Here is a 26,863-nt window from a genome sequence, read left to right on the forward strand (position 1 = left end):
GATCGGAGCCGGACCGGAAGGTGGGAACGCGCGGAGTCCTGCGGCCCTACCGTGAAGGCCATGGGGGCCAAGCGGCTGATCGCCGTGGTACTGCTGTCGGCACTGGTGAGCGGCTGTGGCGCGGCCACCGTCACACCGGGTGACAGCCCGACGCCGATCCGGGCACCCGAGAGGGCGTACGCCGTCGGCGTGCGGACGCTCACCCTCGATCCCGGGTCGGCCCGCCCCCTGCCGGTGACCGTCTGGTTCCCCGCCGAGGGGACCGAGGTGGCCGACGGGCGGTTCCCGGTGGTCCTCTACAGCCACGGGCTGCGGAGTCTGCCGGAGTTGCACGCCGCGCTGACCACCAGGTGGGCCGCCGCCGGTTTCGTCGTCGCCGCACCCACCTACCCGCACACCAACCGGCACGCCGCGCGGTTCTCCCGGGAGGACGTCCGTCACCAGCCGGCCGACGGGTGGCGGGTGATCCGCCACCTGGTCCGGTTGGACGCCCGCCGGGACGACCCCCTCGCCGGGCACCTGGACGTCCGCCGGGTCGCCGCCGCCGGGCACTCGGCCGGCGGGTTCACCACAGCCGGCATGTTCAGCGCCGGACACCACCCCCGGCTGCGCTCCGGCATCGTCATCGCCGGAGGGGCCCGGGTCGGCGGGTTCACCGGCCCGGACCGGCCGACGCTCTTCGTCCACGGCTCCGCCGACCCGATCGTCACGGCCTCCGTCGGTCGCGCCGCCTACCAGCGGGTACGCGGCCCGTCGGCCTTCCTCAGCCTGCTCGGGCAGGGGCACGGCGAGTACCTCACCCCGGGGCGTCCCGGGTTCTCCCAGGTGCTGGCGACCACCACCGACTTCCTCCGGTGGACGCTGTACGGGGACGCGGCGGCGGGCCGACGGATCCCCGGGGACGCCCGGCTCCCCGGCGTCACAGCCTTCGACGACCGCCTCGACCTTCCCGTCGCGCCCCCTGCGCCCCCGGGCCGGACCCCGTCCTGACCTCGGGCCGGACCCCGTCCTGACCTCGGGCACCCGAGGACCACTCAGGGGTCGGGGCGCGGCGGCGACCCACAGCGGATCCGACGGTGACCCGGTGTCGAAGCCAGGCCGGAGACCCGGTCGGCGTCGGGCACAATCGAACTCATGTTCCGTCGCCGTGCCCTCGCCCTGGTCACCACCGCCGTCCTGACCGCCACGGCGGCGGGCTGCTCGACGGAGGACCCACCCGCCGCGCCCACCGAGACGGCCCCTCCGCCGACCTCGGCTGCCGCCCCGACCCCGCAGGTCTCCCCCACCACCGCCCCGACCCGCACCCACGCGGTGGGGGTACGCCGACTCGACCTGAGCCGGGGCGAGGACCGCCCCCTGCCGACCACCGTCTGGTACCCGGCCCGGGGGGAGCGCGGCGGCGAGCCGGAACGGGGTGCACCGGTCGCGAAGGGGAAGTTCCCGGTGGTGGTGTTCAGCCACGGGCTGGGCGGTCGGTCCGACGACTACTCCGGGCTGCTCAGCCGCTGGGCCGAGGCCGGTTTCGTGGTCGCCGCCCCCACCTTCCCCCGCACCTCCGGAGACGGCGACGGCAACGTCCTCGACGTGCTCAACCAGCCCGCCGACGTGTCGTACGTCCTCGACGAGGTGCTGGCGCTCGACGACACCGACGGCGACCCGCTGCGCGGACGGCTGGACACCGGCCGGGTGGCCGCGGCCGGGCACTCCGCCGGTGGGGTGACCACCATCGGGCTCTTCACCACCCGCCGGGACGACCGGCTGGACGCCGGGGTGGTCTTCGCCGGGACCGCCATCGGGTTCGGTACCGCCTTCGCCGGGTCCGCTGCCCCGCAGCTGTTCGTCCACGGCGAGCTCGACGACGTCGTCAAGTACACGGCGGGCAAGGCCGTCTACGACAAGGTGCCGTGGCCGAAGGCGATGCTGAGCCTGCCCGAGGGGGACCACGGACGGCGGCTGCTCTCCAACGACGCGACCCTGGGCGTGGTCTCCGGCACCACAGTGGAGTTCCTCCGCTGGTCGCTGTACGGCGACCCGGCCGCCCGCGAGCGGATGACCGACGGCGCCACCCGGGACGGCCTCGCCACCCTCGACGACCAGCTGTAGGGGCTCGACGACCAGTTGGAGGGGAAGGCGGGGCGGACGGTCAGGCGGTGTGGTCGAGGACGATCTTGCCGAAGACGTTCCCGGTGTGCATCCGGGCGAACGCCTCCTCGATCCGGTCGAACGGCAGCACGCTGTCCACCACCGGCCGCACCCCCCGGTCGGCACAGAACGCCAGCAGGTCACGCAGGTCGTCGGGGGTCCCCATGGAGGTGCCCAGGATCTCCAGCTGCATGGCGAAGACCCGACGCAGGTCGATCGTCGGGAGGTGACCGCTGGTGGCCCCGGAGACCACGATCCGGGCCATCGGGGCCGCCGCCTTCAGGGAGTGGTCGAAGGTGGCCGCCCCCACCGTCTCGATCACCACGTCGACCCGCTCCGGTAGCCGGGCACCGGGCTGCACCGCTGTCGCGCCCAGCTCGGCGATCCGGTCCCGTTTGACGGCGTCCCGGCTGGTCGCGTACACCCGCTTGCCCATGGCGGCGCAGAGCGCGACGGCGGCGGTGGCCACCCCGCCGCCCGCCCCCTGGACCAGGACCGCGTCGGCCTCGGCCACCCGGCCCTTGGTGGTGAGCATCCGCCAGGCGGTCAGCCAGGCCGTGGGCAGGCACGCCGCGTCGGTCGCCGCCAGCCCGGCCGGCAGTGCCAGCAGGTTCGACCGGGGTACGGCGACCCGCTCGGCGAAGGTGCCGGGGAAGTGTTCGGACAGGATCGACACGCCCCGAGGGTCAGCCGGGTCCACGATCAGCGGGTAGACCACCACGGCGTTGCCGTCCGGGTCGGTGCCGACGGCGTCGCACCCGAGGATCATCGGGAGCCGGTCGGCGGGCAGCCCGACCCCCCGCAACGACCAGATGTCGTGGTGGTTCAGCGAGCTGGCGGTGACCTGGACGGTGACCCAGTCGTCGTCCGGGTGGACCGGCTCGGGCCGCTCCCCGACGGTCAGGGCGGCGAGTGGGTCGTCGGCGTCGGTCCGGGCGGCGAAGGCGGCACGCATGGTCCGGACCGTAACAAGGATGACAGCCGATCAGAAGGCCCCTTCCCGTCGTCGACGGGAAGGGGCCTGCCGCCACCTCAGGCGCGGGCGACGCCGTCGCGACGGGCCGCCTCGGCCACCGCGTCGGCCACCGCCGGTGCCACCCGGGGGTCCAGCGGGGACGGGACGATCGCGTCGGCGCTCAGCTCGCCGTCGACCACCGCGGCGATGGCGTCGGCGGCGGCGACCTTCATGTTGTCGGTGATCCGGGTGGCCCGGGCGGTCAACGCGCCCCGGAAGACGCCCGGGAAGGCGAGCACGTTGTTGATCTGGTTGGGGTGGTCGCTGCGGCCGGTGGCCACGACCGAGACGTACCGGGCGGCCACCGCCGGGTCGACCTCGGGGGTCGGGTTGGCCAGGGCGAAGACGATCCCGCCCGGGGCCATCCCGGCCACCGCAGCCTCCGGGATGCTTCCGCCGGAGACTCCGACCAGGACGTCGGCCTCCCGCAGGGCCTCGGTGATCCCACCGGTACGACAGTCGGCGTTGGTGGTCTCGGCCAGGTCGGCCTTGGCGCCGGTGAGCCCGTCGCGGTGCCGGCCGATGATGCCCCGCGAGTCGCAGACCACCACCCGCTTCGGGTCGACTCCCCCGGCCACCAGCATCCGGGTGACCGCCACACCGGCCGCACCAGCCCCGCTGACCGCCACCCGCAGGTCGCCGAGTTTGCGGTCGAGGAGGGTGGCGGCGTTGCGCAGGGCGGCCAGGACGACGATCGCGGTGCCGTGCTGGTCGTCGTGGAAGACCGGAATGGACAGTGCCTCGTCGAGGCGGCGTTCGATCTCGAAGCAGCGGGGGGCGCTGATGTCCTCCAGGTTGATCCCCCCGAACGAGGGGGCCAGCGCGGTGACGGTGGCGATGATCTCTTCGGTGTCCTGGGTGTCCAGGCAGATCGGAACCGCGTCCACTCCACCGAACTGTTTGAACAGCACCGCCTTGCCCTCCATCACCGGCAGGGCGGCGCGGGGGCCGATGTTGCCCAGGCCGAGCACGGCGGATCCGTCGGTCACCACGGCGACGGCGTTCGACACCCAGGTGTAGTCGTCGACGAGGGCGGGGTCGGCGGCGATCGCCTCGCAGACCCGGGCGACCCCGGGGGTGTACGCGAGGGACAGGTCGTCCCGGCTGGCCAGTGGGACCGTCGAGGCGACGGCGAGCTTGCCGCCGACGTGCCGGCGGAAGACGGGATCAGCGGGGTCCACGGTGGACGTAGGCATGGTGACTCCAGGATCTGTCGAGCAGATTTGAGGCGGCCGGCGCGGGCACGAGGTGAGGCGACGAGCGGCGGCGCGCGGTGCGGGGGTCACCCGGACACCTGCCGAGCATAGTGTGAGCGGCGCGTACGGGTTGTGAGTAGGGTCATACCGGCGGTGCGGGGATCCGCCCCGGACGCGGCCAGTACCGCAACAGCACCCGCCCCTGGACGTCGGCGACCCCGTAGGTGCGCGAGTCGTCGGTGGCGAACTCGTTGTCACCGCGTATCCACCACCCACCGTCCTGGGCCCGCACCGCGCGTTTGACGACGAGCAGTCCCGGTCGGGCGCGGAAGACCGCCACCACGACGTCACCGGGGCGGACCGGTCGGCCGCCCCGACGCACCAGGACGGCGTCTCCGTGCCGCAGCGTCGGAGACATCGACGGCCCGGTGACCAGTACGGGCACCAACGGGCCGGTCAGGTGGCCGGTGGGGTCCCCGTCGACCTGCATGCGGGTTTCACCTCCAGCCCGCTGGGGAGCATCTCCAGGAGTAATGTCGGCTTGGATCATCGCAAACGCCCCATGGAGGAACCCGATGCGACTTCCGCGCGTCCTTGCGCCCCGCGTGACCGCCAGCGCCCACTGCGACCTGCCGTGCGGCGTGTACGACCCGGCGCAGGCCCGGATCGAGGCCGAGTCGGTCAAGGCGATCTGTGAGAAGTACCAGTCCAACACCGACCCCGAGTTCCGTACCCGCGCCATCCTGATCAAGGAGCAGCGGGCGGACCTGGTCAAGCACCACCTGTGGGTGCTGTGGACCGACTACTTCAAGCCGGCCCACTTCGAGAAGTACCCGCACCTGCACCAACTGTTCAACGAGGCCACCAAGCTGGCCGGTGCGGCCGGCGCGAAGGGCGGGACCGACCCGTCCAAGGCCGACGAGCTCCTGACGAAGATCGACGAGATCTCGAAGATCTTCTGGGAGACCAAGCAGGCCTGACTCCGGTCAGTCCCGGCTTGCACGATCCGGCCGGCGCCGTCGAACCCGACGGCGCCGGCCGTCACTTTTCGACGGCATCGACAAAGGTCACTTCCATTCACCGCGACCCGATCGACGGTTGCAACTTCCACAGACGACTGCCGATCGCCTTTCGTCATGACGAATTGATTACCTACCACTACTCTCCGTCAAGAAATTGCGGCATGGACCGGTCACGGTCCGTCATCACGAGGCGCGAGGCGGTCATGACTCTCAGTGAGGAGGCGAATCCGGTGTCTCCGGTGGCCGGATCGTGTGACGCCCGACGGCGGTGACGGCTCCACATCTTTACGAACGGGTGGTGACCGCCGCCACGCGAGGTGGTCGCCGACCGGGTAGAGTCCCCGACCGGGGGGATGAGGGTGACTCAACTGACCGGGCAGGCGACGACCGACGACATCGTGCACCTCACAGTGCCGGCGGACGTCGGCTATCTCGGGGTGCTGCGGACCGCGACGGCCGGACTGGCCGCACGGTTGCAGTTCGCCCTCGACGAGATCGAGGACCTACGTATCGCAGTGGACGAGGCGTGCGCCATGCTGCTGGCGATCGCCACCCGCGACGCCGAGCTGGAGTGCCGGTTCACGGTCACCGACGACGCACTGACAGTGCAGGTCACAGTGCCGACGGTGCACGGTGCCACGCTGCCGTCGGAGTCCTCGTTCGCGTGGAAGGTGCTCACCGCCCTCACCACCGGGGCCGCCGCCGAGGCGGTCGGCGACCAGGCCACCATCTCCCTGCTCACCCGGCGCGGAGCCGGGTACTGAACACCGGGGTCGACCTGACCTAGTCGCGCTCGAAGCCGAGTGCGCGGTTGGTGGGAGTGCTCACCAGCAGCCCGCAGACCCCCAGGCCGAGGGCGATCAGCGGCACACCCAGCCAGCCCATCCCGCCCTGGATCATGTACCACCCGACCGGCAGCAGCATCAGCTCCAGCACGATCGCCGGGGCGCGGGCCGCCGCCCGCCGGTCGGCCAGCGCCCGACCCAGCGCCCAGAGGGCGATCGCCCCGCCGATCGCGAAGGCCGTCACCAGCAGCGCCGTGGCCAGGTCGGTGGTGGGTGCGGTGAGGTCGGCCCAGACCAACCAGGCGGCGACCAGACCGAGGGCGGCGGCCTCCCCGTACAGCAGCCGCGACGCCCAGCGCAGGGTGGCGGGCACCTGGTGCGAGTCGATGGTCACTCGGGCCACATTACCCAAAGGTCATCCCGGTAAAGTGCCGCCCATGCGGGCCGTCCTGGTGGTCAATCCGAAGGCCACCACCACCACCGAACGCAGCCGGGACGTGCTGGTCCGGGCGCTGCGCAGCGAGGTCGACCTGTCGGTGCGGTACACCCGTCGGCGTGGACACGCGGCGGAGATCGCCCGGGAGGCCGCCGACGAGAGGGTCGCCGTCGTCGTCACCCTGGGCGGGGACGGCACCGTCAACGAGGTGGTGAACGGCCTGATGGCCGCGAAGGCCGCCGCCGCTCCGGACGGGACCCCGCCCGGAGCCGGGGCGGCCGACACACCCGGCGGGTCGCCCGCCGACCGGCTCCCCGCACTGGCCACCGTTCCGGGCGGCTCGACGAACGTCTTCGCCCGCGCCCTCGGCCTGCCCCGGGACTGGCCGGAGAGCACGAGCATGATCCTGGAGGGGCTCCGGATCGGACGGAGCCGGACGATCGGCCTGGGCCGCGCCGACGACCGCTACTTCACCTTCTGCGCCGGGTTCGGGTTCGACGCCGCCGTGATCCACCGGGTCGAGCAGGCCCGCCGCAAGGGACGGGTCTCCACTCCGGGCCTCTACCTGCGGTCGATGCTCCAGCAGTACGTGATGGGTACGGAGCGTCGCGCCCCGGCCATCAGCGTGGAACGGCCTGGCGAGGAGGCCGAGGCGGACCTCGCCACCGTCATCGTGCAGAACACCGCCCCGTGGACCTACGTCGGGGACCGGGAGGTCAACGCGAACCCGGAGGCGTCCTTCGACAGGGGGCTGGACCTGTTGGCCCTCCGCCGCCTCCGGGTGGCCGGTACGACACGAACGGTGACGCAGTTCCTCGCTCAGAACCCCGACCCACACGGTCGACAGGTGCTGCGGCTGCACGATCAGGAGGAGTTCACCCTGCTCTCGGCGCGTCCGCAGGCGTTCCAGCTCGATGGGGACTACCTTGGCGAGCGGGAGAAAGTTAGATTCACATCCGTTCCCTCCGCACTGAGAGTAATCTGTTGAGTCTCGGGGTACTGCCCTAGATCGACGCGGTCACTCACCGCAGCGACGCGGTGGCCGCCACCCGAGAAGGCAGGTGCCGGAAATGTCAACCAAGTCACGAAGTTCGTACTATATTGACCAGAGGCTGTTACACGCCGGGTAACGAGGCCCCCCGCAAACCCGGACAAATGGGTCGTGAGCTTGCTCACCGCTCGGAGTTTTTCCGAGCGTCACCCTTGACATCGCGTGAGTTCGTGAAAGTATTCACAAGCGAACTTGAGTAACCGGGAGCGCGGCCGGACAGACTCGGATCTTCGAGTCCGTCTCGCAGCTCACGGCGACCGACAGGCTTGCTCACGCAATGCCGAATTGAAAGACGCGAACCGTCACTTTCGGCACTGCGGATGCATAAGAAAAAGCAAAAGCGTCATCTGCCACCCATCCAGAACGAGGAGTGTTGCCGCCATGGACTGGCGTCACCATGCTGTCTGCCGCGACGAGGACCCGGAGCTGTTCTTCCCGATCGGGACGTCTGGGCCGGCCCTCTTGCAGGTCGAGCAGGCCAAGGCCGTCTGCAGGCGCTGCTCCGTGACCGACCAGTGCCTGCAGTGGGCGCTGGAGTCCGGTCAGGACGCTGGCGTCTGGGGCGGAATGAGCGAGGAGGAGCGCCGCGCGGTCAAGCGTCGCGGTGGCCTCCGGGTGTTGCGCGCTCACTCCGCCTGATCCCCACCCAGAACTACCGCACCCCGGTCGGGTTCCCCGACCGGGGTGTTCTGCGTCCACCACCGTCCCACTCCCTCCGACCCGCTGTCCCGGCGCGGGAGTCCTTACCCCGTCCGACCGGGAAGTGATCATGAGATGGGTCACTCGGGGGTCGAGTCGATCCGCCGCAGCACCAGGTCGACCAGTTCCGGTACATCGGTCAGCGGGGCCGCCACGGTCACCACACCGGCGGCATCGGCCGCAGCGGTGACCGCGTCGTGGAAGAAGCCCGGGGCGAGGAAGTACGCCGACACCGCCACCCGACGCGCCCCCGCCGCCCGCATCCGGGCCACCGCCCGCCCCACGTCCGGCGAACCCGCCGAGGCGTACGCGATCCGGCACGGTACGGCGTACCTGTCGGCCAGCGCCGCCGCCACCCGACCCACCGAGGCGCGGGCCGGGGCGTCCCGGGTCCCCGCCGCCGCCAACACCAACGCGTCGAAGTCGGCGGCCGGGGCGAGTCGTCGGCCCAGGGCGTCCAGCAGACCCGCGTCCACGGCACCGCGGGCCGGCCCGAGCACCTCGGTCACCCGTACCGTCAACGGGTCGGGGCCGTCACCGGCAGCTGCGACCGCCGCCGGGATGTCCACCCGACGGTGGTAGGCGGCGGTGAGCAGCAGCGGAACCAGCACCGCCCGACGGTGCCCGGCCCCGGCGAGGTCCCGGAGCACCTCGGTCGGCCCCGGATCGGTGTGGTCCAGCCAACTCGGCCGGACCGGGACGCCGGGACGCACCGCCGCGACCGCCCGGGCCAGCGCCCGCGTCGCCTCGGCCGCCCGGGGATCACGGCTGCCGTGCGCCACCAGGACGACCGGGTCCCGCCCGGTCGCGGTCAGACGTGCAGTCCGCACTCGGTCTTCTCGAACATCGCCCAACGACCGGCGCGCGGGTCCTCCCCCGCCTTCGTCCGACGGGTGCACGGCCAGCAGCCGATCGAGCCGTACCCACGACGGAACAGCTCGTTGACCGGGATGTCGTACCGGGCGATGTAGGAATCCACGTCGGCCTGGTTCCAGGCCGCGATCGGGTTCACCTTCACCCGACCCCGCCGGGGGTCGAAGGTGACCACCGGCGTGTTCGCCCGCGACGGGGACTCGTCCCGGCGCAGCCCGGCGGCCCAGGCGTCGTACCCGGTCAGGGCCCGCTCCAGGGGTTCCACCTTGCGCAACTGGCAGCACTCGTCGGGGGACCTGTTGAACAGTCGGGGGCCGTACTCCCCGTCCTGCTGGCCGACTGTGAGCCGAGGTCGGATCGACCTGACGTTCACCGGCAGTCGGCGGGCCACCTCGTCGCGTACCCGCAGCGTCTCCGGGAAGTGCAGGCCGGTGTCGAGGAACACCACGTCCACCCCCGGCGCGACCCGGGAGACCAGATGGGCCAGGACCGCGTCGGCCATCGAACTGGTCACACAGAACCTGTCACCGAAGGTCTCCGCCGCCCACCTGGCGATCTCCAGGGCGGGCGCATCCTCCAACTCCCTGCCGGCCGTCGTGGCCAGCTCACGCAACTCCTCGGGGCTGCGCCGGCCCGGCTCGGACCGGACCGGACCGCCGACGCCGACCAGGCCGAGCCCGGCCACGCTCGCAAGCTCACTCACCGGGAGTCCACCCCCCGGGAGAGCAGGCCGACGAACTTCACCGAGAAGACCCGGACACAGGCGTGGCACTCCCACGCGCCGTGCCCCTCCTCACTCGGTCGCAGGTCCTCCTCCCCGCAGTACGGGCAGTACAGAGGTGCGGAACGGGCGTCGCTCATCTCAGCTCCTCCTCGTCGACCCTGACAACCCAGTTGGCGAACCTCTCCCCGGCCGTCCGGCCGGCGAGGTACCGGCGGGCCAGTCGCTCCACGTACTCGGGAAGCTCGTCGGCGGTGGTCTTCAGGCCGCGCAGCTTGCGGCCGAAACCGGCGGTCTGTCCCTCGGCCATACCCAGGCCGCCCCCCAGGTGCACCTGGAAGCCCTCCACCTGCTGCCCGTCCGGGCCGACCACCAGCTGCCCCTTGAGGCCGATGTCGGCGACCTGGGTCCGGGCACACGCGTTCGGGCAGCCGTTGATGTGGATGGAGATGTCCGCGTCGAACTCGCGCAGCCGCTCCTCCAGCCGGGCCACCAACTCCTCGCCCCGGGCCTTCGTCTCGACGATGGCGAGCTTGCAGTACTCGATGCCGGTGCAGGCCATGGTGCCGCGCCGCCAGGCCGACGGCCGGGCGTCCAGACCGATCCGACGCAGCGCCCCGACCAGCGACTCGGTCCGCTCCGGCGCGACGTCCAACACCAGCAGTTTCTGGTACGGGGTGAGGCTGATCCGGTCGCTGCCGTGCTCGGCCACCACGTCGGCCAGCTCGGCGAGCTGGGTCCCGGAGACCCGCCCGACCACCGGGGCCGCCCCGACGTAGTTGCGCCCGTCCCGCTGCGGATGCACCCCGATGTGGTCGATCGGCTTCGACGGCAGCTGCGGGGCCGGGCCGTCGAGCAGGGTCCGGCCGAGGTACTCCTTCTCCAGCACCTCGCGGAACTTCTCCACGCCCCAGTCGGCGACCAGGAACTTCAACCGGGCCCGGTGGCGCAGCCGGCGGTATCCGTAGTCCCGGAAGATCCCGACCACCCCGGCCCAGACGTCCGGAACCTCGTCCAACGGCACCCAGACCCCGAGCCGCTTGGCGAGCATCGGGTTGGTGGAGAGCCCACCACCGACCCAGACGTCGAAACCGGGGCCGTGCTCGGGGTGCTCGACGCCGAGGAAGGAGATGTCGTTTGCCTCGTACGGGGTGTCGACCAGCCACGAGATCGAGGACTTGAACTTGCGGGGGAGGTTGGAGTAGCGCTTGTCACCGACGTACCGGCGGACGATCTCGTCGATCGCCGGGGTCGGGTCGACCAGTTCCTCCCGCGCCACCCCGGCGACCGGGCTGCCCAGCACGATCCGGGGGCAGTCGCCGCACGCCTCGGTGGTCTGCAGGCCGACGGCCTCCAACCGCCGCCAGATCTCCGGCATGTCCTCGACCCGGATCCAGTGGTACTGGATGTTCTGCCGGTCGGTGATGTCGGCGGTGTCCCGGGCGAACTCGGTGGAGATCTCGGCCAGCACCCGCAGCTGGGCCACGCTGAGCTGCCCGCCGTCGACGCGGACCCGGAGCATGAAGAACTCGTCCTCCAGCTCGTGCGGCTCCAGGACGGCCGTACGGCCACCGTCGATGCCCGCCTTGCGCTGGGTGTAGAGACCCCACCAGCGGAACCGCCCCCGCAGGTCGACCGGGTCGATGGAGGCGAACCCGCCGTGGGCGTAGATGTTCTCGATCCGGGCCCGGACGTTGAGCGGGTCGTCGTCCTTCTTGGTCCGCTCGTTGGGGTTGAGCGGCTCGCGGTGGCCGAGCGCCCACTGGCCCTCGCCTCGGGGCCGGCGGGGGGCTCGGGCGCGGGGGGTGGCCGGCTCCTGGGACGAGGTAGGGGTGCTGCTGACCGCCATCGCGGCGTCCTCCGATGTCTGCTGTGCCTCAGGGTGCGAGTGCGGTAGCGACGGCCGGCCCGACGAGGGGCGGGGGACGGCGGTGTCTTCGACGGCCGACGCGGGGGCTTGCCCGAGACAGAATGGGTCGGGCGTCCTCAGATGGCCGGACAGAGCGCGCTGCAGACGTGCCCGTAGTCGACGTGGCGACGGGCCACGAAGAAGCGGACGACAGCGGCGGTCATGCCGACCATGCTGCCACAACCGCCCGGAGGCGGCCAACGGCTGCGTGCCACATCCCACATCACGGACGGGCGTGTGACCCGTACTCACCGCTGTCGTCGGGGCCTCTCCGGGCGGGCCGCGTACTCCGGCGGCCGATGGGCCCCGACCGGGGCGATCTCCGCCTGCCGGGCCCACCGGTGTGCCAGGCTCGACCCGTGGGCGACGTGCCGCAGTCGAGCCGACGGCCCGATCGGCCGCCCACGACCGGGATCCGGTTCGGGTGGCTCTGGCCCACCCTGCTGACCCTCGTGGTCACCCTGTCCGGGATCGGTCGGGCCCAGTTGTGGCGGGACGAACTCGCCAGTTGGAGCGCTGCCACCCGGGGTCTCGACGACCTGGTCCGGATGGTCGGCACCATCGACGCTGTCACCGGCGCCTGGTACCTGCTCCTGCACTGGTGGGTGGCGGTGTTCGGCGACTCCGTCACCGCGCTGCGGCTCCCCTCGGCCCTGGCCCTGTCGGTGGCGGCCGGGCTGACCACGGTGCTCGGGGAACGGCTGGTGGGGGCCCGTGCCGGGCTGCTCGCCGGACTGCTCTTCGCGGTCCTGCCCGGCACCTCCCGGTACGGGCAGGAGGCCCGACCGTACGCGCTGGTCACCCTGCTGGCAGTCCTCGCCACGGTGCTCCTGGTCGACGCGGTACGCCGGGGCGGGTGGGTCCGGTGGGTCGGGTACGCCGCGACCGTCGCCGCCCTGGGGCTCACCCACCTGGTGGCGCTGATCCTGGTGGGGGCGCACGCTGTCGTCGTCCTCACCGAGGGGCCCTCCGGCGGTCGGGCCCGCCGGTTCGGTGCCTGGTCGGCGGCGCTGGTCCCGGCGGCCCTGCTGCTGACCCCGCTGCTGCTGGTGGCCCGGGAGCAGCGGTCCCGGCAGCTCGACTGGGTCGACCCGGCCCGCCTGACCGACCTGACAGGGCTTCCCGGTGGGCTCGCCCAGAGCGCCACTGTCGGCGGCCTGGTGCTCGGCCTCGCCGCCCTCGGTGCGCTCCGGTACGGGCGGCCCGCCCTGGTGCCCGGGGTCTGCCTGGCGCTGCCGGTCCTGCTGCTCTTCGCTGTCGGATGGGTGGTGCCGCTCTGGGTCCCCCGCTATCTCTTCTTCACGGTGCCGTTCGGCTGCCTGCTGGCCGGGGCCGCCCTGACCCTGACCCGGGCCGCGCGGACCGACGCCGCCCCACCGCCGGTGACCACCGACTCCCACACCCCGGAGACCAGACCGGACCGGGGTACGCCACCGTCGGGTCGGCTCCGCCGGGTCTGGGTGCCGGTACGCGGGGCGGGGCTGCCGGCCGGTCTGGCGGTGGTGGCCCTGGTCGGACTGATGGGCCTGCCCGACCAGGTCGCACTGCGCCGGACCCACGAGTGGCCACGCAGCGCCGCGATCGATTACCGGGGCGCCGCCGAGGTGGTCGTCGCCGGTCGGCGTCCCGGCGACGCCGTCGTCTACGCGCCCCGCGACGGCTGGCTCTTCCTCGACCTCGCAATGGCGTACCACCTGGGCCGGAGTCGACCCCCGGCCGGGCGGGTCGAGCCCGGTGACGCACCCACCGGGCCGTCGACCCCGACCGGGCGCCCCCGCGCCGGGGCAGACCAGCCGCGCGACGCGCTGCTGGTCCGTGACCAGGCCGACCGGGGGGACCTGTGGGCCACCGAGTGCGCCCGGCCCGCCGAGTGCCTCGCCGGGGTCACCCGGGTCTGGCTGGTGGTGGCGGGACGCCGCGACGACCCCCTGGCCGCCGTGCCGGGGGCGAAGGGGGACGCGCTGCGAGCTGACTACACGGTGACCGGGGTCTGGCCGCGCCCCGGCCTGACGGTGGCGCTGCTGACCCGCTGACAGTCGCCCGGGACGGGCCGAACCGTCACCCCCGGGCCAGGGGGACGACCAGGACTGCCTCGGTGCCCGCCTCGGCCCCGGCCCGCAACTCGATGGTGCCCCGCAGCTCACCGGTGACCAGCGCCCGCACGATCTGGAGACCGAGCCGACCGGCCCGCTCCGGGTCGAAGTCGGTGGGCAGGCCGCGCCCGTTGTCGGCGACGGTGACGTGCAGCTTCTTGCGGGACCGCTGGACCGAGACGACCACCTCGGCGGGGGGCGCGTCCGGCTCCGACGGCGGGGTCGGAAAGCCGTGCTCGACGGCGTTGAGCAGCAACTCGTTGAGGACCATCACCAGGGAGGTGGCGATCTCCGCCGGGAGGACCCCGAAGCTGCCGGCGCGCCGCATCCGGACCGCGACCTCGGTCGCTGCCACCTCGGTCGCGGCGCTGGCCACCCGGTCGACGATCCCGTCGAACTCCACAGCCTCGTCGTTGGACATGGAGAGGGTCTCGTGGACCAGGGCGATCGAGGCGACCCGGCGGACCGACTCCTCCAGCGCCACCCGGGCCTCCGGCATGGCCACCCGACGCGCCTGCAACCGCAGCAGTGCGGCCACCGTCTGCAGGTTGTTCTTCACCCGGTGGTGGATCTCCCGGATCGTGGCGTCCTTGGTGATCAGTGCTCGGTCGCGGCGGCGTACCTCGGTGATGTCGCGGACCAGGACCAGGGCGCCGATCGGCACTCCGGCGGGCATCAGCGGCAGCGCCCGGGTGAGCATCGTCGCGCCCCGGGCCTCGATCTCCCGGCGGGGCGGTCCCTCGCCGCGCAGCGCGGCGAGGACCGCGTTGCCGGCGTCGGTGCCGTCCAGGGGGTCCCCGGCGAGTCGGCGGTGCAGCACCGCCAGGTCCTCCCCCACCAGCAGGGAGGCGTGACCCAACCGCCGGTACGCCGACTGGGCGTTCGGGCTGGCATAGGTGACCTTGCCCCCGGCGTCCAGCCGGACCAGCCCGTCGCCCACCCGTGGGGCGGAGGTGGTCTCCCCCGGGTGCCGGGGCGGCGGGAAGGTCCCGTCGGAGATCATCTGGGCCAGGTCGTCGGCGGTGGTCAGGTAGTTCAGTTCGAGTTGGCTGGGGGTGCGGGCGGTCGACAGGTTGGTGTCCCGGCCGACCACCCCGATCACCTCACCGGCCTCCCCGTCGGCGGTACGCAGCCGGACCGGGATGGCCTCGTGCCGGGCCGGTACGTCGCCGTACCAGACCGGGTCGCCCTCCCGCCAGATCCGGCCCTGCCGGTGGGCGATCTCCAGGTGGGCCACCTCGGGCCCGCCGATGGTCCGGCCCACCTGGTCGTCCTGGTACGCCGTCGGGGCGGTGGTCGGCCGGACCTGGGCCACGCAGCAGAAGGTGCCGTCCTCGTCGGTCGGGACCCAGAGCAGGAGATCGGCGAAGGAGAGGTCGGACAGGAGCTGCCACTCACCGGCGAGCCGGTGAAGGTGGTCGATGTCGGTGGGGCGGAGCCGGGTGTGCTCCTCGGCGAGATCGCGCAGCGTGGACACCGCACCAGCCTGCCACGCCCGCTGTCACATCGTCGCGGTGACCTTCTTCAACCCGCGGGGGGCGTCCGGGTCCTCGCCCCGGGCCAGGGCCAGGGCCAGGGCCAGGCGCTGGAGCGGAAGGATGTCCAGCAGGGGGGCGTAGCGTTCGTCGACCTCGGGGACCGCCATCCGGGCGGAGGCCTCGACGTCGGCCGACCCGACAGCCACCACGTCGGCGCCGCGCTCGCCGAGGCGGGGCAGCACCTCCCGCATGGACCCGCCGCCGGGGCCGGAGCCGATCACTGCCAGCACCGGCACGTCCGGGTCGGTCATGGCCAGCGGTCCGTGCAGCAGGTCGGCCCCGGAGAAGGCCAACGCCGGCAGGTAGGAGGTCTCCATCAGCTTGAGGGCGGCCTCCCGGGCGGTCGGGTACGCGTACCCCCGGCCGGTGGTGACGAGTCGGGCGGCGAACCGGTAGCGGGGGGCGAGCTGGGTCGGGGTGGGGTCGTCGAGGGTGCGGGCGGCCAGCTCCGGGAGCCCGTGGAGGGCGGCGCGCTCCTCGTCGGGCAGCACCCCGTCACCGGCGCGTACCCCCTCGACGAGCATCAACAGGGCGAGCAGCTCGGCGGTGTAGGTCTTGGTGGCGGCGACGGCCCGCTCGTGCCCGGCGGCGATGTCGACGGAGAGTTCGGCGGCGGCGGCCAGCGGGGAGTCCGGCGCGTTGGTGACCGCGAGGGTGAGCGCCCCGGAGTTCCGGGCCACCCGCAGGACCTCGGTCAGGTCCGGTGACCCGCCGCTCTGGCTCACCCCGACGACCAGGGCGTCGGAGTAGTCCGGGCGGGCACCGAAGACCGTCAGGGCGCTCGGCGAGGCCAGGCCGGCGGGCAGGCCGAGCCGGATCTCGGTCAGGTACGCCGCGTAGAGGGCGGCGTGGTCGGAGGTGCCCCGGGCGGTGAAGACCACGTGGCGGGGGCGGCGTCGGGCGATCACTGCCGCGACCCGGGCGATCGGGTCGGCGTACTCGGGGGTGAGGAGCCTGGCGTATCCGGCCGGCTGCTCGGCGATGTCGGTGGCCATGCCGTTTCCTGCGCGCGTCACGGTGACTCCTCCCCGACGCGGTTGCGCCGCCTCCTGTGCCGTCTCGACGGGGTTTCCCGTCACCTCGACGGTCATGCGCGATTCCCGCGCATTTGCTGCTCAGTCTTGCACGAATGAGTCCGAGTCAGCAATGTATTGAACAGTAACGCGCAGGATGTCACAGGTCCGGCCGGACATCCCCTAGGCTTGCCGAACGCTGAGACCCATCACGACCGAGAGGGTTACGTGTCCGAGCCGGACGATGCCGCGCTGACGGCGGCGGAGGAACTTGCCCTGGCCCGGTTGGCGCTGGACTCCGGCGAGCTGGAACACGCGGCCGGGCACGTCGCGGGCGCGCTGGCCCAGGCGCCGACCCTGCCGGAGGTGCACGAGACCCTGGCCCGGCTCGCCGCCGTCGGCGACGGGGGCGTCGAACTCTTCCCCCTCAACCAGCACGCCTTCGTCGGCTCGGTGGTGGCCCGCGCACACCTGCTCGCCGCCGCCGGACGACCGGCGGAGGGACTGGACCTCCTGGCCGCCGCCACCGGCCACTCGCCCGGCGTCGACTGGGCGGGAGTGCCCTGGGTGACCGCCCCCGAGCTGGCCGAACGACTCGACCCGGACCGGACCGCCCGGATCCTGATGCAGATCTGCGCCGCCGTGCCGGATCCGGTGCCGCCCTCCGGCCGGGCGGCTCTCGGGCCGTACCTCGCACTCGCCCGCAACGCGGTGACGGTCCGCCCCGACCACGGGCTCCTGCTCGGCGCGGCCTCCGCACTGGCCCGCCGGATCGGCGAGACCGAGCTGGCGGTCCGCTGGGCCACCCGGGGCGTACGCGCCCAGCCGTCCAAACTCGGCGAGGTGTGGCTCGGGTACGCCCACCGCAGCGCCGGCCGCACCCGGGAGGCGCTGGCCGCCCTCACCCGCGCCGTCGAACACGACCCCGACGACCTCGCCGTCTACGCCGACATCGCCGGCACCCTCGCCGACAACGGGCGGCTCGACGAGGCACTGCGCTGGATCGACCACGCCCTGGAGCGTGACCCCGCCTTCGACTGTGCGGTGCACACGGCGCACCGGCTGCGCTTCGCCAGCGACGGCGACGTGGCCCACCTGGTGGCCCTGACCGACTTCGTCAGGGACCACCCCGACGACACCCACGAGCACACCGACCTCGCCGAGTCCTGCCGCAGCCGCCCCTGGCTGGGGCAGCTCACCCCGGCCGGCGGCACGCTGGTGCAGGTGATCCGCCAGGCGGTGCACGACAGGTCGGCAGCCCGGGGGGAACGGCTGCGGCTGGCCGCACCGGAGCCGCCCAGCGCCCTGCGGACCCTCGCCGCCGCCGTTCCGGAGCTGACTGTCGAGTCGGCCACCGACGTACCCGGCCCGGACCCGCGCCAGCCCCGCCGTTCGGGCACCCGACAGCTGTGGGCGTACCAGGCGGACACCGTCGCGCCCGCGATCCCCCCACCGTCCGCGGAGGCGGTACGACGGATCCGGCAGGTGGCCGCCCCCGCCTGGCCGCACCCCCCGGCGGCGTACGACGCGGCGGTCAGCCTGGCCACCCTCGACCTGCCCGACCTCCTGGGTCTGCTGGTGCACCCGCCCGACCCGCCGGCCACGGCGCTGGGGCGGGTGCTGAACAGCCAGGACCCCTCGCTGTGGGTGCGCTGCGTGCAGGTGTGGGCCTGTCTGGGGCTGCTGCACCACCGCACCGACGAACCCTGGGACACCTCGGTACGCCGGGCCGTCCTGGTTGACCTGCTCTGGGGTGTGGAGGACTGGACCACCGAGGCGGCGCTGTTCGCCCTGGTCACCGCCGCCTGGGTGGACCCGCAGGTACGCCCGGACGTGGCCCGGACGACCGCCGAACGGCTCGCCGACGTGGCCGAGGTGGGGCGGGAACGTCCGGTACCGATCGCCACCTCGCTGGCGTACCTGGCCCTGGCCACGCCGGAGCTGGACCGTCAGGTGGTCGAGACGGCGTACCAGTTGATCGGCAGCCGACCCCGGCGACCCGGCCGGCTCCGCCGGTTCTGGTACCGGCTGACAGGTCGTCCGCTCTCCTGACCCGCCGACGGCGCGACGGCCGTCGGAGCCGGTCGGTGCGGCCCGTCCGGGCCGGTCAGCCGATCACCGCGATCAGGTCGCCGTCCTGCACCACGTCACCCTCGTTGACTGCCAACTGCTGGAGCACACCGTCGACCTCGGCGACCACCGGGATCTCCATCTTCATCGACTCCAGGATCACCAGGGTGTCCCCTTCCGAGACGGTGTCCCCGGCGGTGGCCACGACCTTCCAGACGTTGGCCACCATCTCCGCGCGGATCTCCTCGGCCATGTTCGGGCCCTCCTCATTCCACGGTGTGTCTGGGTATCCAACCACGGTCGGAGCCCCTCGGCGCCCCCGTGCGGTCGCCACGCGGGAACGCACCGGAGCCGAGCCCGACGGATCGAGGACGGGGCCGCACGATCCGGGCCACCGCGACAGGCCGTAACATCAGCGGATCGGACCCCGGCGGTGCCGGGGGGATCCGGTCACGACCACCGGTGCGCGGGTCACGCGTCCGGACCGTCACCAACACGAGGAGGCCACATGGCGAAGAAGGCACGCCGGAAGAGGGCTCGCAAGAAGAACGCCGCCAACCACGGCAAGCGCCCCAACTCCTGAGCTGGGGACACGACGACGCCCCACCCCCGGCACCTGGTACAGGTGCCGTGCGGGGTGGGGCGTCGATCCTTCTCGGGGTTTCGTCCGGGCGTCAGTCGGCCAGTTCCCGGGAGTCGGCGGTCTCGAAGACCACCAGCTCGGTGAGGCGGCCCCGGAGCCGGGCCCGGAGCTTCTCCGGGGCGACCTCCTGACCGCAGCAGCGGGCCACCAGCGCCTTCACCTCCTGCTCGATGCCGTACTCGCGCAGGCATTGGCCGCACTCGTCGAGGTGACGCCGGATCCGTTCCCGTCGCTCGTCGGCGCACTCCAGGTCGAGGTAGAGGTAGACCTCGGCGAGCACCTCACGGCAGTCCGTCTCGTGTGGCTTCCCACAGCTCACGTCACACCTCCTGGCCGGCGGCAGTGGTCGACCCACCCGAGGAGCGGGCGGCGGAGAAGCCCCGCTCGGCCGCGTACCGTTCGAGCAGCTTGCGCAGGTTGCGTCGGCCCCGGTGCAGCCGCGACATCACGGTACCGATCGGCGTACCCATGATGTCGGCGACCTCCTTGTAGGAGAAGCCCTCGACGTCGGTGAGGTAGACGGCCAACCGGAACTCCTCCGGCAGCTGCTGGAGGGCCTCCTTGACGTCGCTGTCGGGGAGCCGGTCCAGCGCCTCGGTCTCGGCGGAGCGCAGCCCGCTGGAGGTGTGCGACTCGGCCTCGGCGAGCTGCCAGTCGGTGATCTCCTCGGTGGGCGCCTGGATCGGCTGGCGCTGCCGCTTGCGGTACGAGTTGATGTAGGTGTTGGTCAGGATCCGGTACAACCAGGCCTTCAGGTTGGTGCCCTGCTCGAACTGGTGGAACGCGGCATACGCCTTCAGATACGTCTCCTGGACCAGGTCCTCGGCGTCCGCCGGGTTGCGGGTCATCCGCAGTCCGGCCGCGTAGAGCTGGTCGACGAAGGGCATCGCGTCCCGCTCGAAACGGGCCCTACGCTCGTCCGTCTTCTCGGTTGTCAACCGCACATCCCCTCGCGTCGGATGCTCCTGCGACGAGGATACGCGTTGCACGGGGGCGGCAGATCCACTTCCGGCCGTTGTGCCGCCGCTCACCGGCGGCCTGACCGACTCCCCCTTCACGGCCGTCGCCGGCCATTCGGGTCCATCCGACAGTCGCCTCACCTGTCGGGTATGCCGCTCGTCCCGTTCTCGGCACCGTGTCTCGGTCGGCACCCGCTCACCCCCTCGGCTCTGTGTCGTCCGAGGGTGTCAACGCAACCGGACGGCCGGTGCATTCCGGGCCCCACCCGCTCCCGTTCCTGGTCCCTGTCCGGTGGGGCCGGGCGCAGGGACCAGGAAGGGCCTGGGAGGGCGGTTCCGGGCCACCCGTACCGGGCGGTCCGACACCACTCGATGCAACGAGACGCCACCGGCGGCGGAAACGGCTACCGGGCCCACCCGTGGGAGCGCAACCAGTCCACCACCACGACGGCCGTACCGGAGGGGTCCCGGCGCAGGTCGTGGCGTTCGCCGGGACGGACGACGATCCGGACCGGGGCCGCCGTGGACTCCGGGACGCCGAAGGGGTCCCGGTCGCCGTTGACCACCAGGGTCGGCAGCCCGGTCGCCAGCTCGCCCACCCGGGATCGCTCGGGGCGGCCGGGCGGGTGGGTCGGAAAGGCCAGCGCGACGATGCCCGCCGCACCGACGGTCCCCGCCGTCCGACAGGCCACCCGAGCACCGCTGGACCGACCGCCCACCAGGACCGGCAGCTCGGCCGACGCCCGGCTGCGCAGCCGGGTGAGGACCGCCACCCACGCCCGGTCGAGATGACCGGCCGGGGCAGGGGCACGCCGACCGGCCACCCGGTACGGCTGGGTCACCCGGACCACCAGGAGTCCGGCGGCCACCCCGGCGTCGCGCAGGGCGATCAGATCCGGCGCGTCCACCCCGCCGCCCGCACCGTGCCCGAGCACCAGCATCGCGGTCTCCGGTCCGTCCGGCCGATCCACGTCGATCCGGGCCACTCCCACAGCTGTTTCGACATTGTCCGTTTCCCGCACCCGCCTATTCTGCGCCGTGATCCGGTCTCCGGTTCACGCCAGACCGGATTACGGCCGGAATCAACGGTTGGACGGCACCAGAGTGAGCAACCGGTCGCGGACCGGCGGCCCGGCCTCGTCGGCGGCATCCGGATCCGGCTCCACCTCGGTACGCCAGGCGACCAGCATGGCCCGCCTCTCCCGTGGTGTGGTGCCACCCCAGACACCGTGACAGTCCCCGACGTCCAGCGCCCAGGCCAGGCAGGACCCCTGCACGTCGCAGCTTCGGCAGAGCGAGACGGCGGCGTCGGCCGGCTCGTTCGGCGCTGGAAAGAACGTCTCCGGATCGACGCTCTGACAGGTCCCTCTGGTCCGCCACGCCTCGTCGGAACGTCGCTCGGACAGCGCCCGCAACAGTCGCGGATCACGACGCGCAGCGGCCACTTCGTGCGGACGGGGCATACGTGCCCGTGTCATCCACCCACCTCCCCCGTGGGACCGGCATGATCGACGAGCGTCGATCGCACTGTGCGAATCGACTCCCATACCGGCGCTGTGTTCTATCGCATTTGTGGACACCGGTTCAAGTCTTTGGCGGGAAAAGTGCGAAGGTCTGCCCGACGATTCGTCCGCAACACTGGCAAATCAGCGCCCGACAATGCGCGGACCCGGGTCAGAAGAGAGTCGGCTCCACCGGTTGCGCACCGGGGGAGAGCGCGACCCGTTCGGTCAGCTCCGGCCCGTTGTTGCGGACGTTGCCCACCGCCGGACCGACCGGGCGGAGCTCCAGCCCGGCCAGCCACCGCGACGGTGGCGGGTCCAGGAGGGCTGTGGGGTCGTCGACCGGCTCCAGCCAGGGCGTCCACCGGTCCGACGGCAGCAGCAGCGGCATCCGCTCGTGCACCTCGGTCAACCACCCGACGGCGGCAGTGGTGAGCACACTGACTGTGTCCAGCGGTCCGTCCGGCCCCTCCCAGGTCGACCAGATCCCGGCCAGGGCCAGCACCGAGCCGTCCGCCGGGGTGAGGAAGTACGCCTGTTTGCCGGTCTCCGTCGGGGTCCACTCGTACCACCCGTCGGCCGGCACCAGACAGCGTCGACGGGCGAAGGGACGGGCGTACGCCCGACTGGTGGCGACCGTCTCCGCCCGAGCGTTGATCATGCGGGCTCCGGCGGCCGGTGACTTCGCCCACGGCGGGAGCAGACCCCAGCGGGCGGTCGCCAGCGCCCGCCTGCCCTCGGCGTCGACCCGGACCACAGGCACCGTGGCCGTCGGAGCCACGTTGTGGTCCGCCCGGACCCGGCCGCCGGTGTCGTCGTACGCCTCGAACAGGGCGCTGAGGTCACCCGCGCTACGGGTGTTCGCGTACCTGCCGCACATGGGGCCACGCTAACCCGCCGGACCCGCCCCCCGCTGTCCCGCCAACCGGGAGGACCGTCGACGCCGACGTCGGCACCACCGGCACAACCCGGCAGAATGGGTCCCGTGGGAGACCTGACCGCGTCCCGGACGCCGCAGCCCTGGACCGCCCCGACCGCCACCGACCCGGTCGGGACCGCTCTGCGGCTGCCCGGCTCCAAGTCGCTGACCGCCCGGGCCCTGGTGCTCAGCGCGCTGGCCAGCGGCCCGTCGACCCTGGCCCGGCCGCTGCGGGCCCGGGACACCGAGTTGATGGCCGGTGCACTCCGGGGCATGGGCGCGCACGTGTCGATCAGCGACGACGCCCGGTGGCTGGTCCGGCCGCACCGGCTGACCGGCCCCGCCCACGTCGACGTCGGCCTCGCCGGCACCGTCATGCGGTTCGTCCCGCCCATCGCCGGCCTGGCCGAGGGGCGGATCACCTTCGACGGCGACCCCCAGGCCCGGACCCGTCCGCTCGGCCCGCTGATCGGCGCCCTCCGTACCCTCGGGGTCCGCATCGACACCCCGACCGGGGGCAGCCTCCCGCTGACCGTCTCCGGCACCGGGCAGGTCACCGGCGGGGAGGTGGAGATCGACGCCTCCGCCTCCAGCCAGCTCGTCTCCGGCCTGCTGCTGGCCGCGCCCCGGTTCGACAGGGGTGTCGTGGTCCGCCACGTCGGCCCGCCCGTCCCGTCCGCCCCGCACCTGCGGATGACCGTCCGGCTGCTGCGGGCCGCCGGGGCTGCGGTCGACGACACCACCCCCGACGTCTGGGTCGTCGAGCCCGGGCCGTTGACCGGACGGGGATGGGAGATCGAACCGGACCTCTCCGGTGCCGTCCCGTTCTTCGCCGCCGCGCTGGTCACCGGGGGCGAGGTGACGTTGCAGGGTTGGCCCCCGCGCAGCACCCAACCCGTCGAACAACTCCGCGAACTGCTGCACCGGATGGGTGGTGAGGTCGCCCTGACCACCGACGGGCTGACCGTACGCGGCACCGGCAGGGTGCACGGGATCGACGCCGACCTCTCCGACGTCAGCGAACTGACCCCGGTGTTCACCGCCCTGGCTGCGGTCGCCGACTCGCCGTCACGGCTCACCGGGGTGGCCCACATCCGAGGGCACGAGACCGACCGGCTGACCGCCCTGGCCACCGAGTTCACCGCCCTCGGCGCGGACGTCACCGAGCTCGCCGACGGGTTGGAGATCCGGCCCCGACCGCTGCGCGGGGCGCCCTTCCGCACCTACCACGACCACCGGATGGCGCACGCCGCAGCGGTCGCCGGGCTGGTCGTCGCAGGGGTCGAGGTGGATGACATCGGCTGTACCTCCAAGACCATGCCCGAGTTCCCGGCACTATGGTCAGCGATGGTGACCGGCGAGAACTGACGCGACAGGGGGCAGGTCCTGGCGACCAAGAAGAAGCGCGAGTACGACGAGGACGACGTCCGGGTCCGGCCGGGGAGGTCGTCGCGACCCCGTACCCGTAACCGCCCCCGGCACGACGACGCGGTGGACGGTTTCGTGATCGGCGTGGACCGGGGCCGCTACACCTGCGTACGGCAGGACGCCGGCCCGGACGCCCCGCTGGTCACCGCCATGCGCGCCCGGGAACTGGGGCGCAAGTCGGTGGTGGTCGGCGACCGGGTGGGGCTGGTCGGGGACGTCTCCGGGGCGGACGGGGCGCTGGCCCGGATCGTCCGGATCGCCGAACGCCGGTCGGTGCTGCGGCGTACCGCCGACGACGACGAGACCACCGCCGAGGGGCGACTGGAACGGGTGGTGGTGGCCAACGCCGACCAACTCGTCATCGTCAGCGCGTTGGCCGACCCACCGCCCCGGACCGGATTCGTCGACAGGTGCCTGGTGGCCGCGTACGACGCCGACATCGAGCCGCTGCTCTGCCTGACCAAGGCCGACCTCGCCGGTCCGGAACAGATCCTCGACTACTACACCGAGCTTGAACTGCCGTACGTGCTGATCCGCCCCGACTCGGACCTGGCCGCGCTCCGCGCGCTGCTCGCCGGCCGGGTGTCGGTCCTGGTGGGACACTCCGGGGTGGGCAAGTCGACGCTGGTCAACAGGCTGGTGCCGGACGCGGACCGGGCGGTCGGCGTGGTCAGCGCGATCGGCCGGGGCCGGCACACCTCGACCAGCGCTGTGGTGCTGCGGCTGCCTGTCGCGTCGGGGGCCGACGGTGACCCCGGATGGATCGTGGACACCCCGGGGATCCGCAGCTTCGGGCTGGCCCACGTCAGCGCCGACAGTCTGCTGCACGGCTTCCCCGACCTGGTCGAGGGGACAGTGGAGTGCCCGCCGAACTGTCCACACACCGCCGACGAGACCGACTGCGCACTTGACGCCTGGGTGGCCGCCGGTCGGGCCGACGACCGACGGCTGGGGTCGTACCGACGGTTGCTGGCCTCCCGTGCCGGGGAGGCCGACCCACGGTCGGGCGAGCCGCCGGAGGCCGGTGACCCACCCTCGGGCGGCTGACGACTGCCCGCTACCGTCTGTGGCATGAGCCGGTACGCCGACGATCTCGCCCTAGCCCACCTGCTCGCCGACCGGGCGGACGCCGTGTCGAGCGCCCGGTTCCGCGCCCTCGACCTCCGGGTCGAGGCCAAGCCGGACCTCACCCCGGTCAGCGACGCGGACACCGCCGTGGAGCGGGAGATCCGTGCCCTGCTGGCCGAGCACCGGCCGGACGACGGGCTGCTCGGCGAGGAGTACGGCGAGCAGCCGGCCGCCGGGCCGGACGGGCGTCGGTGGGTGGTGGACCCGATCGACGGCACCAAGAACTTCATCAGGGGCGTGCCGATCTGGGCCACCCTCGTCGCTCTCCTGGAGGGGGACACCCCGGTGCTGGGGCTGGTCTCCGCCCCGGCCCTGGGACGGCGCTGGTGGGCGGCGACCGGGGCGGGTGCGTACGCCGGCCCCGACGTCGCCGGTGGCGTGCCCATCCGGGTCTCCGGCGTCCGCGACCTCGCCGACGCCAGCTTCTGCTACGCCTCCCTGGACGCGTGGATCGCCAGTGGACGTCTCGACGGGATGCTCGGGCTGATGCGCGACACCTGGCGGAGCCGGGCCTACGGGGACTTCTACGGTTACATGCTGCTCGCCGAGGGTGCACTCGACGCCATGGTGGAGCCGGAGCTGTCCCTGTGGGACATCGCCGCCCTGGTCCCCATCGTCACCGAGGCCGGGGGGCTGCTCACCGACCTGACCGGCGCGAACGCCCCCGGCGACGGCAGCGCGGTGGGGAGCAACGGGCTGCTGCACGCCGAAGTGCTGGCCCGACTGGGCCAGCCGGCCGACGACTGATCTCCGGCAACCCTCTATCCTCGCCAGGTGTCCACATCCGGTTGGTGCTTCCTGGCAGCGATGATCGTCGCTTACGGCTTCGCCAACCTCCTCCAGTCGATCGCCGCGACCCGGACCACCGTCAACCACACCTTCGATCCGGGTCTCCTGCTGCGACTGGCCGGGCACCGGACCTACCTGGTGGGGTTGGGCTTCCAGGTCGCCGCGTTCGTCCTGGCCTTCCTGGCCCGACGGGACCTGCCGCTGTTCCTGGTGCAGGCGAGTGTGGCCGCCGGGCTGGGGGTCACCGCCGTGCTCGGGGTGGTGGTGCTGAAGTGGCGGTTGCCCCTGGCCGAGGTGGCCCTGTTGGCGCTCCTGCTGGTCGGGATCACCGCGCTGGTGCTCTCCGCCGAGCCGGCCCAGTCGAGCCCGCTCGGCACCGCCGGCATGATCGCCCTCCTCGTCGCGTTGGGCGTGATCGCGGTGTTGGGTGTCTTCGCTGTCCGCCTGCACGGTTCGCCCGGTTCGGTGGCGCTCGGGTCGCTGGCCGGGTTGGCGTTCTCCGCGGCGGCGGTGGCGGCCCGTCCGCTGGCCTCGGTGGCCTCGACGGAGGCGTTCTTCCGCAACCCGCTGCTCTACCTGCTCATCGCCCACTCCCTCGTCGGGCAGCTGCTGCTCGGCCTGGCCATGCAGCGGGGGTCGACCACAGCTGCGGTGGCCGCGATGGACGCCGCCGGGGCGGTTCCCGCCGCCATCGTCGGTCTGCTGCTGCTCAACGACCAGATCTGGCCGGGCCGGGAGTGGCTGGCCGCCGCCGGTTTCCTGGCCACCCTCGCCGCCGTCATCGGCCTCACCCGGTACGCCAAACCGCAACACGGGCACCCCGTCGCCCGTCTCGCCGCCGAGGGCGCCGGAGGCGGCGTCGGCACCGGGGCCGGGACCGGGGTCGGGGCCGGCACCGGGACCGGGGTCGGGACCGACACCGGGGCCGGGAC

At 72.8% G+C, this 26,863-nt stretch carries 29 protein-coding genes; 13 read left to right on the forward strand and 16 right to left on the reverse strand.

Going from position 1 to position 26,863, the window contains the following annotated elements; translation table 11 throughout:
• Positions 1-60: 60 nt before the first annotated feature.
• Together ABT336_RS11085 and ABT336_RS11090 are read left to right on the forward strand one after the other, a co-directional pair.
• Positions 61-990, forward strand: a complete 930-nt coding sequence (locus tag ABT336_RS11085; RefSeq protein ID WP_350896374.1) for an alpha/beta hydrolase family protein — start codon at positions 61-63, stop codon at positions 988-990.
• A 144-nt stretch (positions 991-1,134) separates the two neighbouring features.
• Positions 1,135-2,103 (forward strand): alpha/beta hydrolase family protein, encoded by a 969-nt coding sequence (locus ABT336_RS11090; protein WP_350896375.1) that lies wholly within the window; start codon positions 1,135-1,137, stop codon positions 2,101-2,103.
• A gap of 40 nt (positions 2,104-2,143) precedes the next feature.
• Here ABT336_RS11090 and ABT336_RS11095 read toward each other — a convergent pair whose 3' ends face one another.
• The 3 genes from ABT336_RS11095 to ABT336_RS11105 form a co-directional block, all read right to left on the reverse strand.
• A complete protein-coding gene (locus tag ABT336_RS11095; protein WP_350896376.1) occupies positions 2,144-3,097 on the reverse strand; it encodes a zinc-binding dehydrogenase in 954 nt (317 codons plus the stop codon).
• Positions 3,098-3,174: 77 nt separating this feature from the next.
• Positions 3,175-4,353, reverse strand: a complete 1,179-nt coding sequence (locus ABT336_RS11100; protein WP_350896377.1) for an NAD(P)-dependent malic enzyme — start codon at positions 4,351-4,353, stop codon at positions 3,175-3,177.
• 142 nt (positions 4,354-4,495) lie between these two features.
• Positions 4,496-4,843 carry a S24 family peptidase gene (locus ABT336_RS11105; RefSeq protein ID WP_350896378.1) on the reverse strand — a complete coding sequence of 116 codons (348 nt, stop codon included), beginning with the start codon at positions 4,841-4,843 and terminating at the stop codon, positions 4,496-4,498.
• Between the two features lie 85 nt (positions 4,844-4,928).
• On the opposite strand from ABT336_RS11105, the gene sodN reads away from it, so the two are divergent.
• Together sodN and ABT336_RS11115 are read left to right on the forward strand one after the other, a co-directional pair.
• Positions 4,929-5,333, forward strand: a complete 405-nt coding sequence (gene sodN / locus ABT336_RS11110; protein ID WP_350896379.1) for a superoxide dismutase, Ni — start codon at positions 4,929-4,931, stop codon at positions 5,331-5,333.
• Between the two features lie 401 nt (positions 5,334-5,734).
• On the forward strand, positions 5,735-6,139 hold the full coding sequence (locus ABT336_RS11115) for an ATP-binding protein (RefSeq protein ID WP_350896380.1): 405 nt from the start codon (positions 5,735-5,737) through the stop codon (positions 6,137-6,139).
• A 19-nt stretch (positions 6,140-6,158) separates the two neighbouring features.
• Here ABT336_RS11115 and ABT336_RS11120 read toward each other — a convergent pair whose 3' ends face one another.
• A complete protein-coding gene (locus ABT336_RS11120) occupies positions 6,159-6,554 on the reverse strand; it encodes a hypothetical protein (protein WP_350896381.1) in 396 nt (131 codons plus the stop codon).
• A 43-nt stretch (positions 6,555-6,597) separates the two neighbouring features.
• On the opposite strand from ABT336_RS11120, the gene ABT336_RS11125 reads away from it, so the two are divergent.
• Positions 6,598-7,584 (forward strand): diacylglycerol/lipid kinase family protein, encoded by a 987-nt coding sequence (locus ABT336_RS11125; protein WP_350896382.1) that lies wholly within the window; start codon positions 6,598-6,600, stop codon positions 7,582-7,584.
• Positions 7,585-8,028: 444 nt separating this feature from the next.
• Positions 8,029-8,286 carry a WhiB family transcriptional regulator gene (locus ABT336_RS11130; RefSeq protein WP_007072794.1) on the forward strand — a complete coding sequence of 86 codons (258 nt, stop codon included), beginning with the start codon at positions 8,029-8,031 and terminating at the stop codon, positions 8,284-8,286.
• Between the two features lie 140 nt (positions 8,287-8,426).
• On the opposite strand, the gene ABT336_RS11135 is transcribed toward ABT336_RS11130, so the two are convergent.
• From ABT336_RS11135 to ABT336_RS11150, 4 genes are read right to left on the reverse strand one after another with little or no spacing between them, the layout of a single operon-like run.
• Positions 8,427-9,176, reverse strand: coding sequence for a sirohydrochlorin chelatase (locus ABT336_RS11135; protein WP_350896383.1), 750 nt, complete (start codon positions 9,174-9,176; stop codon positions 8,427-8,429).
• The gene (locus tag ABT336_RS11140; protein ID WP_350896384.1) at positions 9,158-9,922 is read right to left on the reverse strand and encodes a phosphoadenylyl-sulfate reductase; all 765 of its coding nucleotides are present in this window, start codon (positions 9,920-9,922) and stop codon (positions 9,158-9,160) included. Before ABT336_RS11140 ends, ABT336_RS11135 begins: the two co-directional genes overlap by 19 nt.
• A complete protein-coding gene (locus ABT336_RS11145; RefSeq protein WP_350896385.1) occupies positions 9,919-10,080 on the reverse strand; it encodes a hypothetical protein in 162 nt (53 codons plus the stop codon). Before ABT336_RS11145 ends, ABT336_RS11140 begins: the two co-directional genes overlap by 4 nt.
• Positions 10,077-11,789, reverse strand: a complete 1,713-nt coding sequence (locus ABT336_RS11150; RefSeq protein WP_350896386.1) for a nitrite/sulfite reductase — start codon at positions 11,787-11,789, stop codon at positions 10,077-10,079. Before ABT336_RS11150 ends, ABT336_RS11145 begins: the two co-directional genes overlap by 4 nt.
• A gap of 428 nt (positions 11,790-12,217) precedes the next feature.
• On the opposite strand from ABT336_RS11150, the gene ABT336_RS11155 reads away from it, so the two are divergent.
• Positions 12,218-13,882, forward strand: coding sequence for a glycosyltransferase family 39 protein (locus ABT336_RS11155; protein ID WP_350896402.1), 1,665 nt, complete (start codon positions 12,218-12,220; stop codon positions 13,880-13,882).
• 25 nt (positions 13,883-13,907) lie between these two features.
• Here ABT336_RS11155 and ABT336_RS11160 read toward each other — a convergent pair whose 3' ends face one another.
• Both ABT336_RS11160 and ABT336_RS11165 read right to left on the reverse strand, forming a co-directional pair.
• Entirely contained in the window at positions 13,908-15,419 is a 1,512-nt protein-coding gene (locus ABT336_RS11160) for a sensor histidine kinase (protein ID WP_350896387.1), read from the reverse strand.
• Between the two features lie 24 nt (positions 15,420-15,443).
• Complete coding sequence (locus ABT336_RS11165; RefSeq protein WP_350896403.1) at positions 15,444-16,475, reverse strand: SIS domain-containing protein; 1,032 nt, start codon at positions 16,473-16,475, stop codon at positions 15,444-15,446.
• Between the two features lie 246 nt (positions 16,476-16,721).
• Here ABT336_RS11165 and ABT336_RS11170 point away from each other — a divergent pair, with 246 nt between their 5' ends.
• Positions 16,722-18,545, forward strand: a complete 1,824-nt coding sequence (locus ABT336_RS11170) for a tetratricopeptide repeat protein (protein ID WP_350896388.1) — start codon at positions 16,722-16,724, stop codon at positions 18,543-18,545.
• Positions 18,546-18,600: 55 nt separating this feature from the next.
• Here the strand turns inward: ABT336_RS11170 and ABT336_RS11175 are convergent, their stop codons facing one another.
• Positions 18,601-18,816, reverse strand: coding sequence for a biotin/lipoyl-binding carrier protein (locus tag ABT336_RS11175; RefSeq protein ID WP_350896389.1), 216 nt, complete (start codon positions 18,814-18,816; stop codon positions 18,601-18,603).
• Positions 18,817-19,071: 255 nt separating this feature from the next.
• Between ABT336_RS11175 and ABT336_RS27505 the strand changes: the two genes are divergently transcribed.
• The gene (locus ABT336_RS27505) at positions 19,072-19,146 is read left to right on the forward strand and encodes a 50S ribosomal protein bL37 (protein WP_502891155.1); all 75 of its coding nucleotides are present in this window, start codon (positions 19,072-19,074) and stop codon (positions 19,144-19,146) included.
• 91 nt (positions 19,147-19,237) lie between these two features.
• Here ABT336_RS27505 and rsrA read toward each other — a convergent pair whose 3' ends face one another.
• The 5 genes from rsrA to ABT336_RS11200 form a co-directional block, all read right to left on the reverse strand.
• The gene (gene rsrA, locus ABT336_RS11180) at positions 19,238-19,525 is read right to left on the reverse strand and encodes a mycothiol system anti-sigma-R factor (protein ID WP_350896390.1); all 288 of its coding nucleotides are present in this window, start codon (positions 19,523-19,525) and stop codon (positions 19,238-19,240) included.
• Position 19,526: 1 nt separating this feature from the next.
• Entirely contained in the window at positions 19,527-20,357 is an 831-nt protein-coding gene (locus tag ABT336_RS11185; RefSeq protein WP_350896391.1) for a sigma-70 family RNA polymerase sigma factor, read from the reverse strand.
• A gap of 212 nt (positions 20,358-20,569) precedes the next feature.
• Complete coding sequence (locus ABT336_RS11190) at positions 20,570-21,187, reverse strand: alpha/beta hydrolase family protein (RefSeq protein ID WP_350896392.1); 618 nt, start codon at positions 21,185-21,187, stop codon at positions 20,570-20,572.
• A 60-nt stretch (positions 21,188-21,247) separates the two neighbouring features.
• A complete protein-coding gene (locus ABT336_RS11195; RefSeq protein WP_350896393.1) occupies positions 21,248-21,643 on the reverse strand; it encodes a WhiB family transcriptional regulator in 396 nt (131 codons plus the stop codon).
• A 196-nt stretch (positions 21,644-21,839) separates the two neighbouring features.
• Positions 21,840-22,547 carry an SOS response-associated peptidase gene (locus tag ABT336_RS11200; protein WP_350896394.1) on the reverse strand — a complete coding sequence of 236 codons (708 nt, stop codon included), beginning with the start codon at positions 22,545-22,547 and terminating at the stop codon, positions 21,840-21,842.
• Positions 22,548-22,652: 105 nt separating this feature from the next.
• On the opposite strand from ABT336_RS11200, the gene aroA reads away from it, so the two are divergent.
• The 4 genes from aroA to ABT336_RS11220 all read left to right on the forward strand — a co-directional run.
• Positions 22,653-23,954, forward strand: a complete 1,302-nt coding sequence (gene aroA / locus ABT336_RS11205) for a 3-phosphoshikimate 1-carboxyvinyltransferase (RefSeq protein WP_350896395.1) — start codon at positions 22,653-22,655, stop codon at positions 23,952-23,954.
• A 123-nt stretch (positions 23,955-24,077) separates the two neighbouring features.
• On the forward strand, positions 24,078-25,061 hold the full coding sequence (gene rsgA, locus ABT336_RS11210) for a ribosome small subunit-dependent GTPase A (RefSeq protein WP_350896396.1): 984 nt from the start codon (positions 24,078-24,080) through the stop codon (positions 25,059-25,061).
• Positions 25,062-25,085: 24 nt separating this feature from the next.
• Entirely contained in the window at positions 25,086-25,889 is an 804-nt protein-coding gene (gene hisN / locus ABT336_RS11215) for a histidinol-phosphatase (RefSeq protein WP_350896397.1), read from the forward strand.
• A gap of 60 nt (positions 25,890-25,949) precedes the next feature.
• On the forward strand, positions 25,950-26,863 hold a 914-nt coding region (locus ABT336_RS11220; protein ID WP_350896404.1), incomplete at its 3' end, for a hypothetical protein.

The sequence above is a fragment of the Micromonospora sp. NPDC000207 genome, assembly GCF_040300925.1.
Lineage (GTDB): Bacteria > Actinomycetota > Actinomycetes > Mycobacteriales > Micromonosporaceae > Micromonospora.

What these genes read in the sequence shown, in the direction of transcription:
- ABT336_RS11195 (WP_350896393.1), bottom strand. Translation starts at nt 21,643, where the DNA reads ATGACACGGGCACGTATGCCCCGTCCGCACGAAGTGGCCGCTGCGCGT.
- ABT336_RS11105 (WP_350896378.1), bottom strand. Translation starts at nt 4,843, where the DNA reads ATGCAGGTCGACGGGGACCCCACCGGCCACCTGACCGGCCCGTTGGTG.
- ABT336_RS11175 (WP_350896389.1), bottom strand. Translation starts at nt 18,816, where the DNA reads ATGGCCGAGGAGATCCGCGCGGAGATGGTGGCCAACGTCTGGAAGGTC.
- ABT336_RS11095 (WP_350896376.1), bottom strand. Translation starts at nt 3,097, where the DNA reads ATGCGTGCCGCCTTCGCCGCCCGGACCGACGCCGACGACCCACTCGCC.
- ABT336_RS11130 (WP_007072794.1), top strand. Translation starts at nt 8,029, where the DNA reads ATGGACTGGCGTCACCATGCTGTCTGCCGCGACGAGGACCCGGAGCTG.
- hisN (WP_350896397.1), top strand. Translation starts at nt 25,086, where the DNA reads ATGAGCCGGTACGCCGACGATCTCGCCCTAGCCCACCTGCTCGCCGAC.
- ABT336_RS11085 (WP_350896374.1), top strand. Translation starts at nt 61, where the DNA reads ATGGGGGCCAAGCGGCTGATCGCCGTGGTACTGCTGTCGGCACTGGTG.
- ABT336_RS11090 (WP_350896375.1), top strand. Translation starts at nt 1,135, where the DNA reads ATGTTCCGTCGCCGTGCCCTCGCCCTGGTCACCACCGCCGTCCTGACC.
- ABT336_RS11200 (WP_350896394.1), bottom strand. Translation starts at nt 22,547, where the DNA reads ATGTGCGGCAGGTACGCGAACACCCGTAGCGCGGGTGACCTCAGCGCC.
- ABT336_RS11100 (WP_350896377.1), bottom strand. Translation starts at nt 4,353, where the DNA reads ATGCCTACGTCCACCGTGGACCCCGCTGATCCCGTCTTCCGCCGGCAC.
- ABT336_RS11125 (WP_350896382.1), top strand. Translation starts at nt 6,598, where the DNA reads ATGCGGGCCGTCCTGGTGGTCAATCCGAAGGCCACCACCACCACCGAA.
- sodN (WP_350896379.1), top strand. Translation starts at nt 4,929, where the DNA reads ATGCGACTTCCGCGCGTCCTTGCGCCCCGCGTGACCGCCAGCGCCCAC.
- ABT336_RS11165 (WP_350896403.1), bottom strand. Translation starts at nt 16,475, where the DNA reads ATGGCCACCGACATCGCCGAGCAGCCGGCCGGATACGCCAGGCTCCTC.
- ABT336_RS11150 (WP_350896386.1), bottom strand. Translation starts at nt 11,789, where the DNA reads ATGGCGGTCAGCAGCACCCCTACCTCGTCCCAGGAGCCGGCCACCCCC.
- ABT336_RS11145 (WP_350896385.1), bottom strand. Translation starts at nt 10,080, where the DNA reads ATGAGCGACGCCCGTTCCGCACCTCTGTACTGCCCGTACTGCGGGGAG.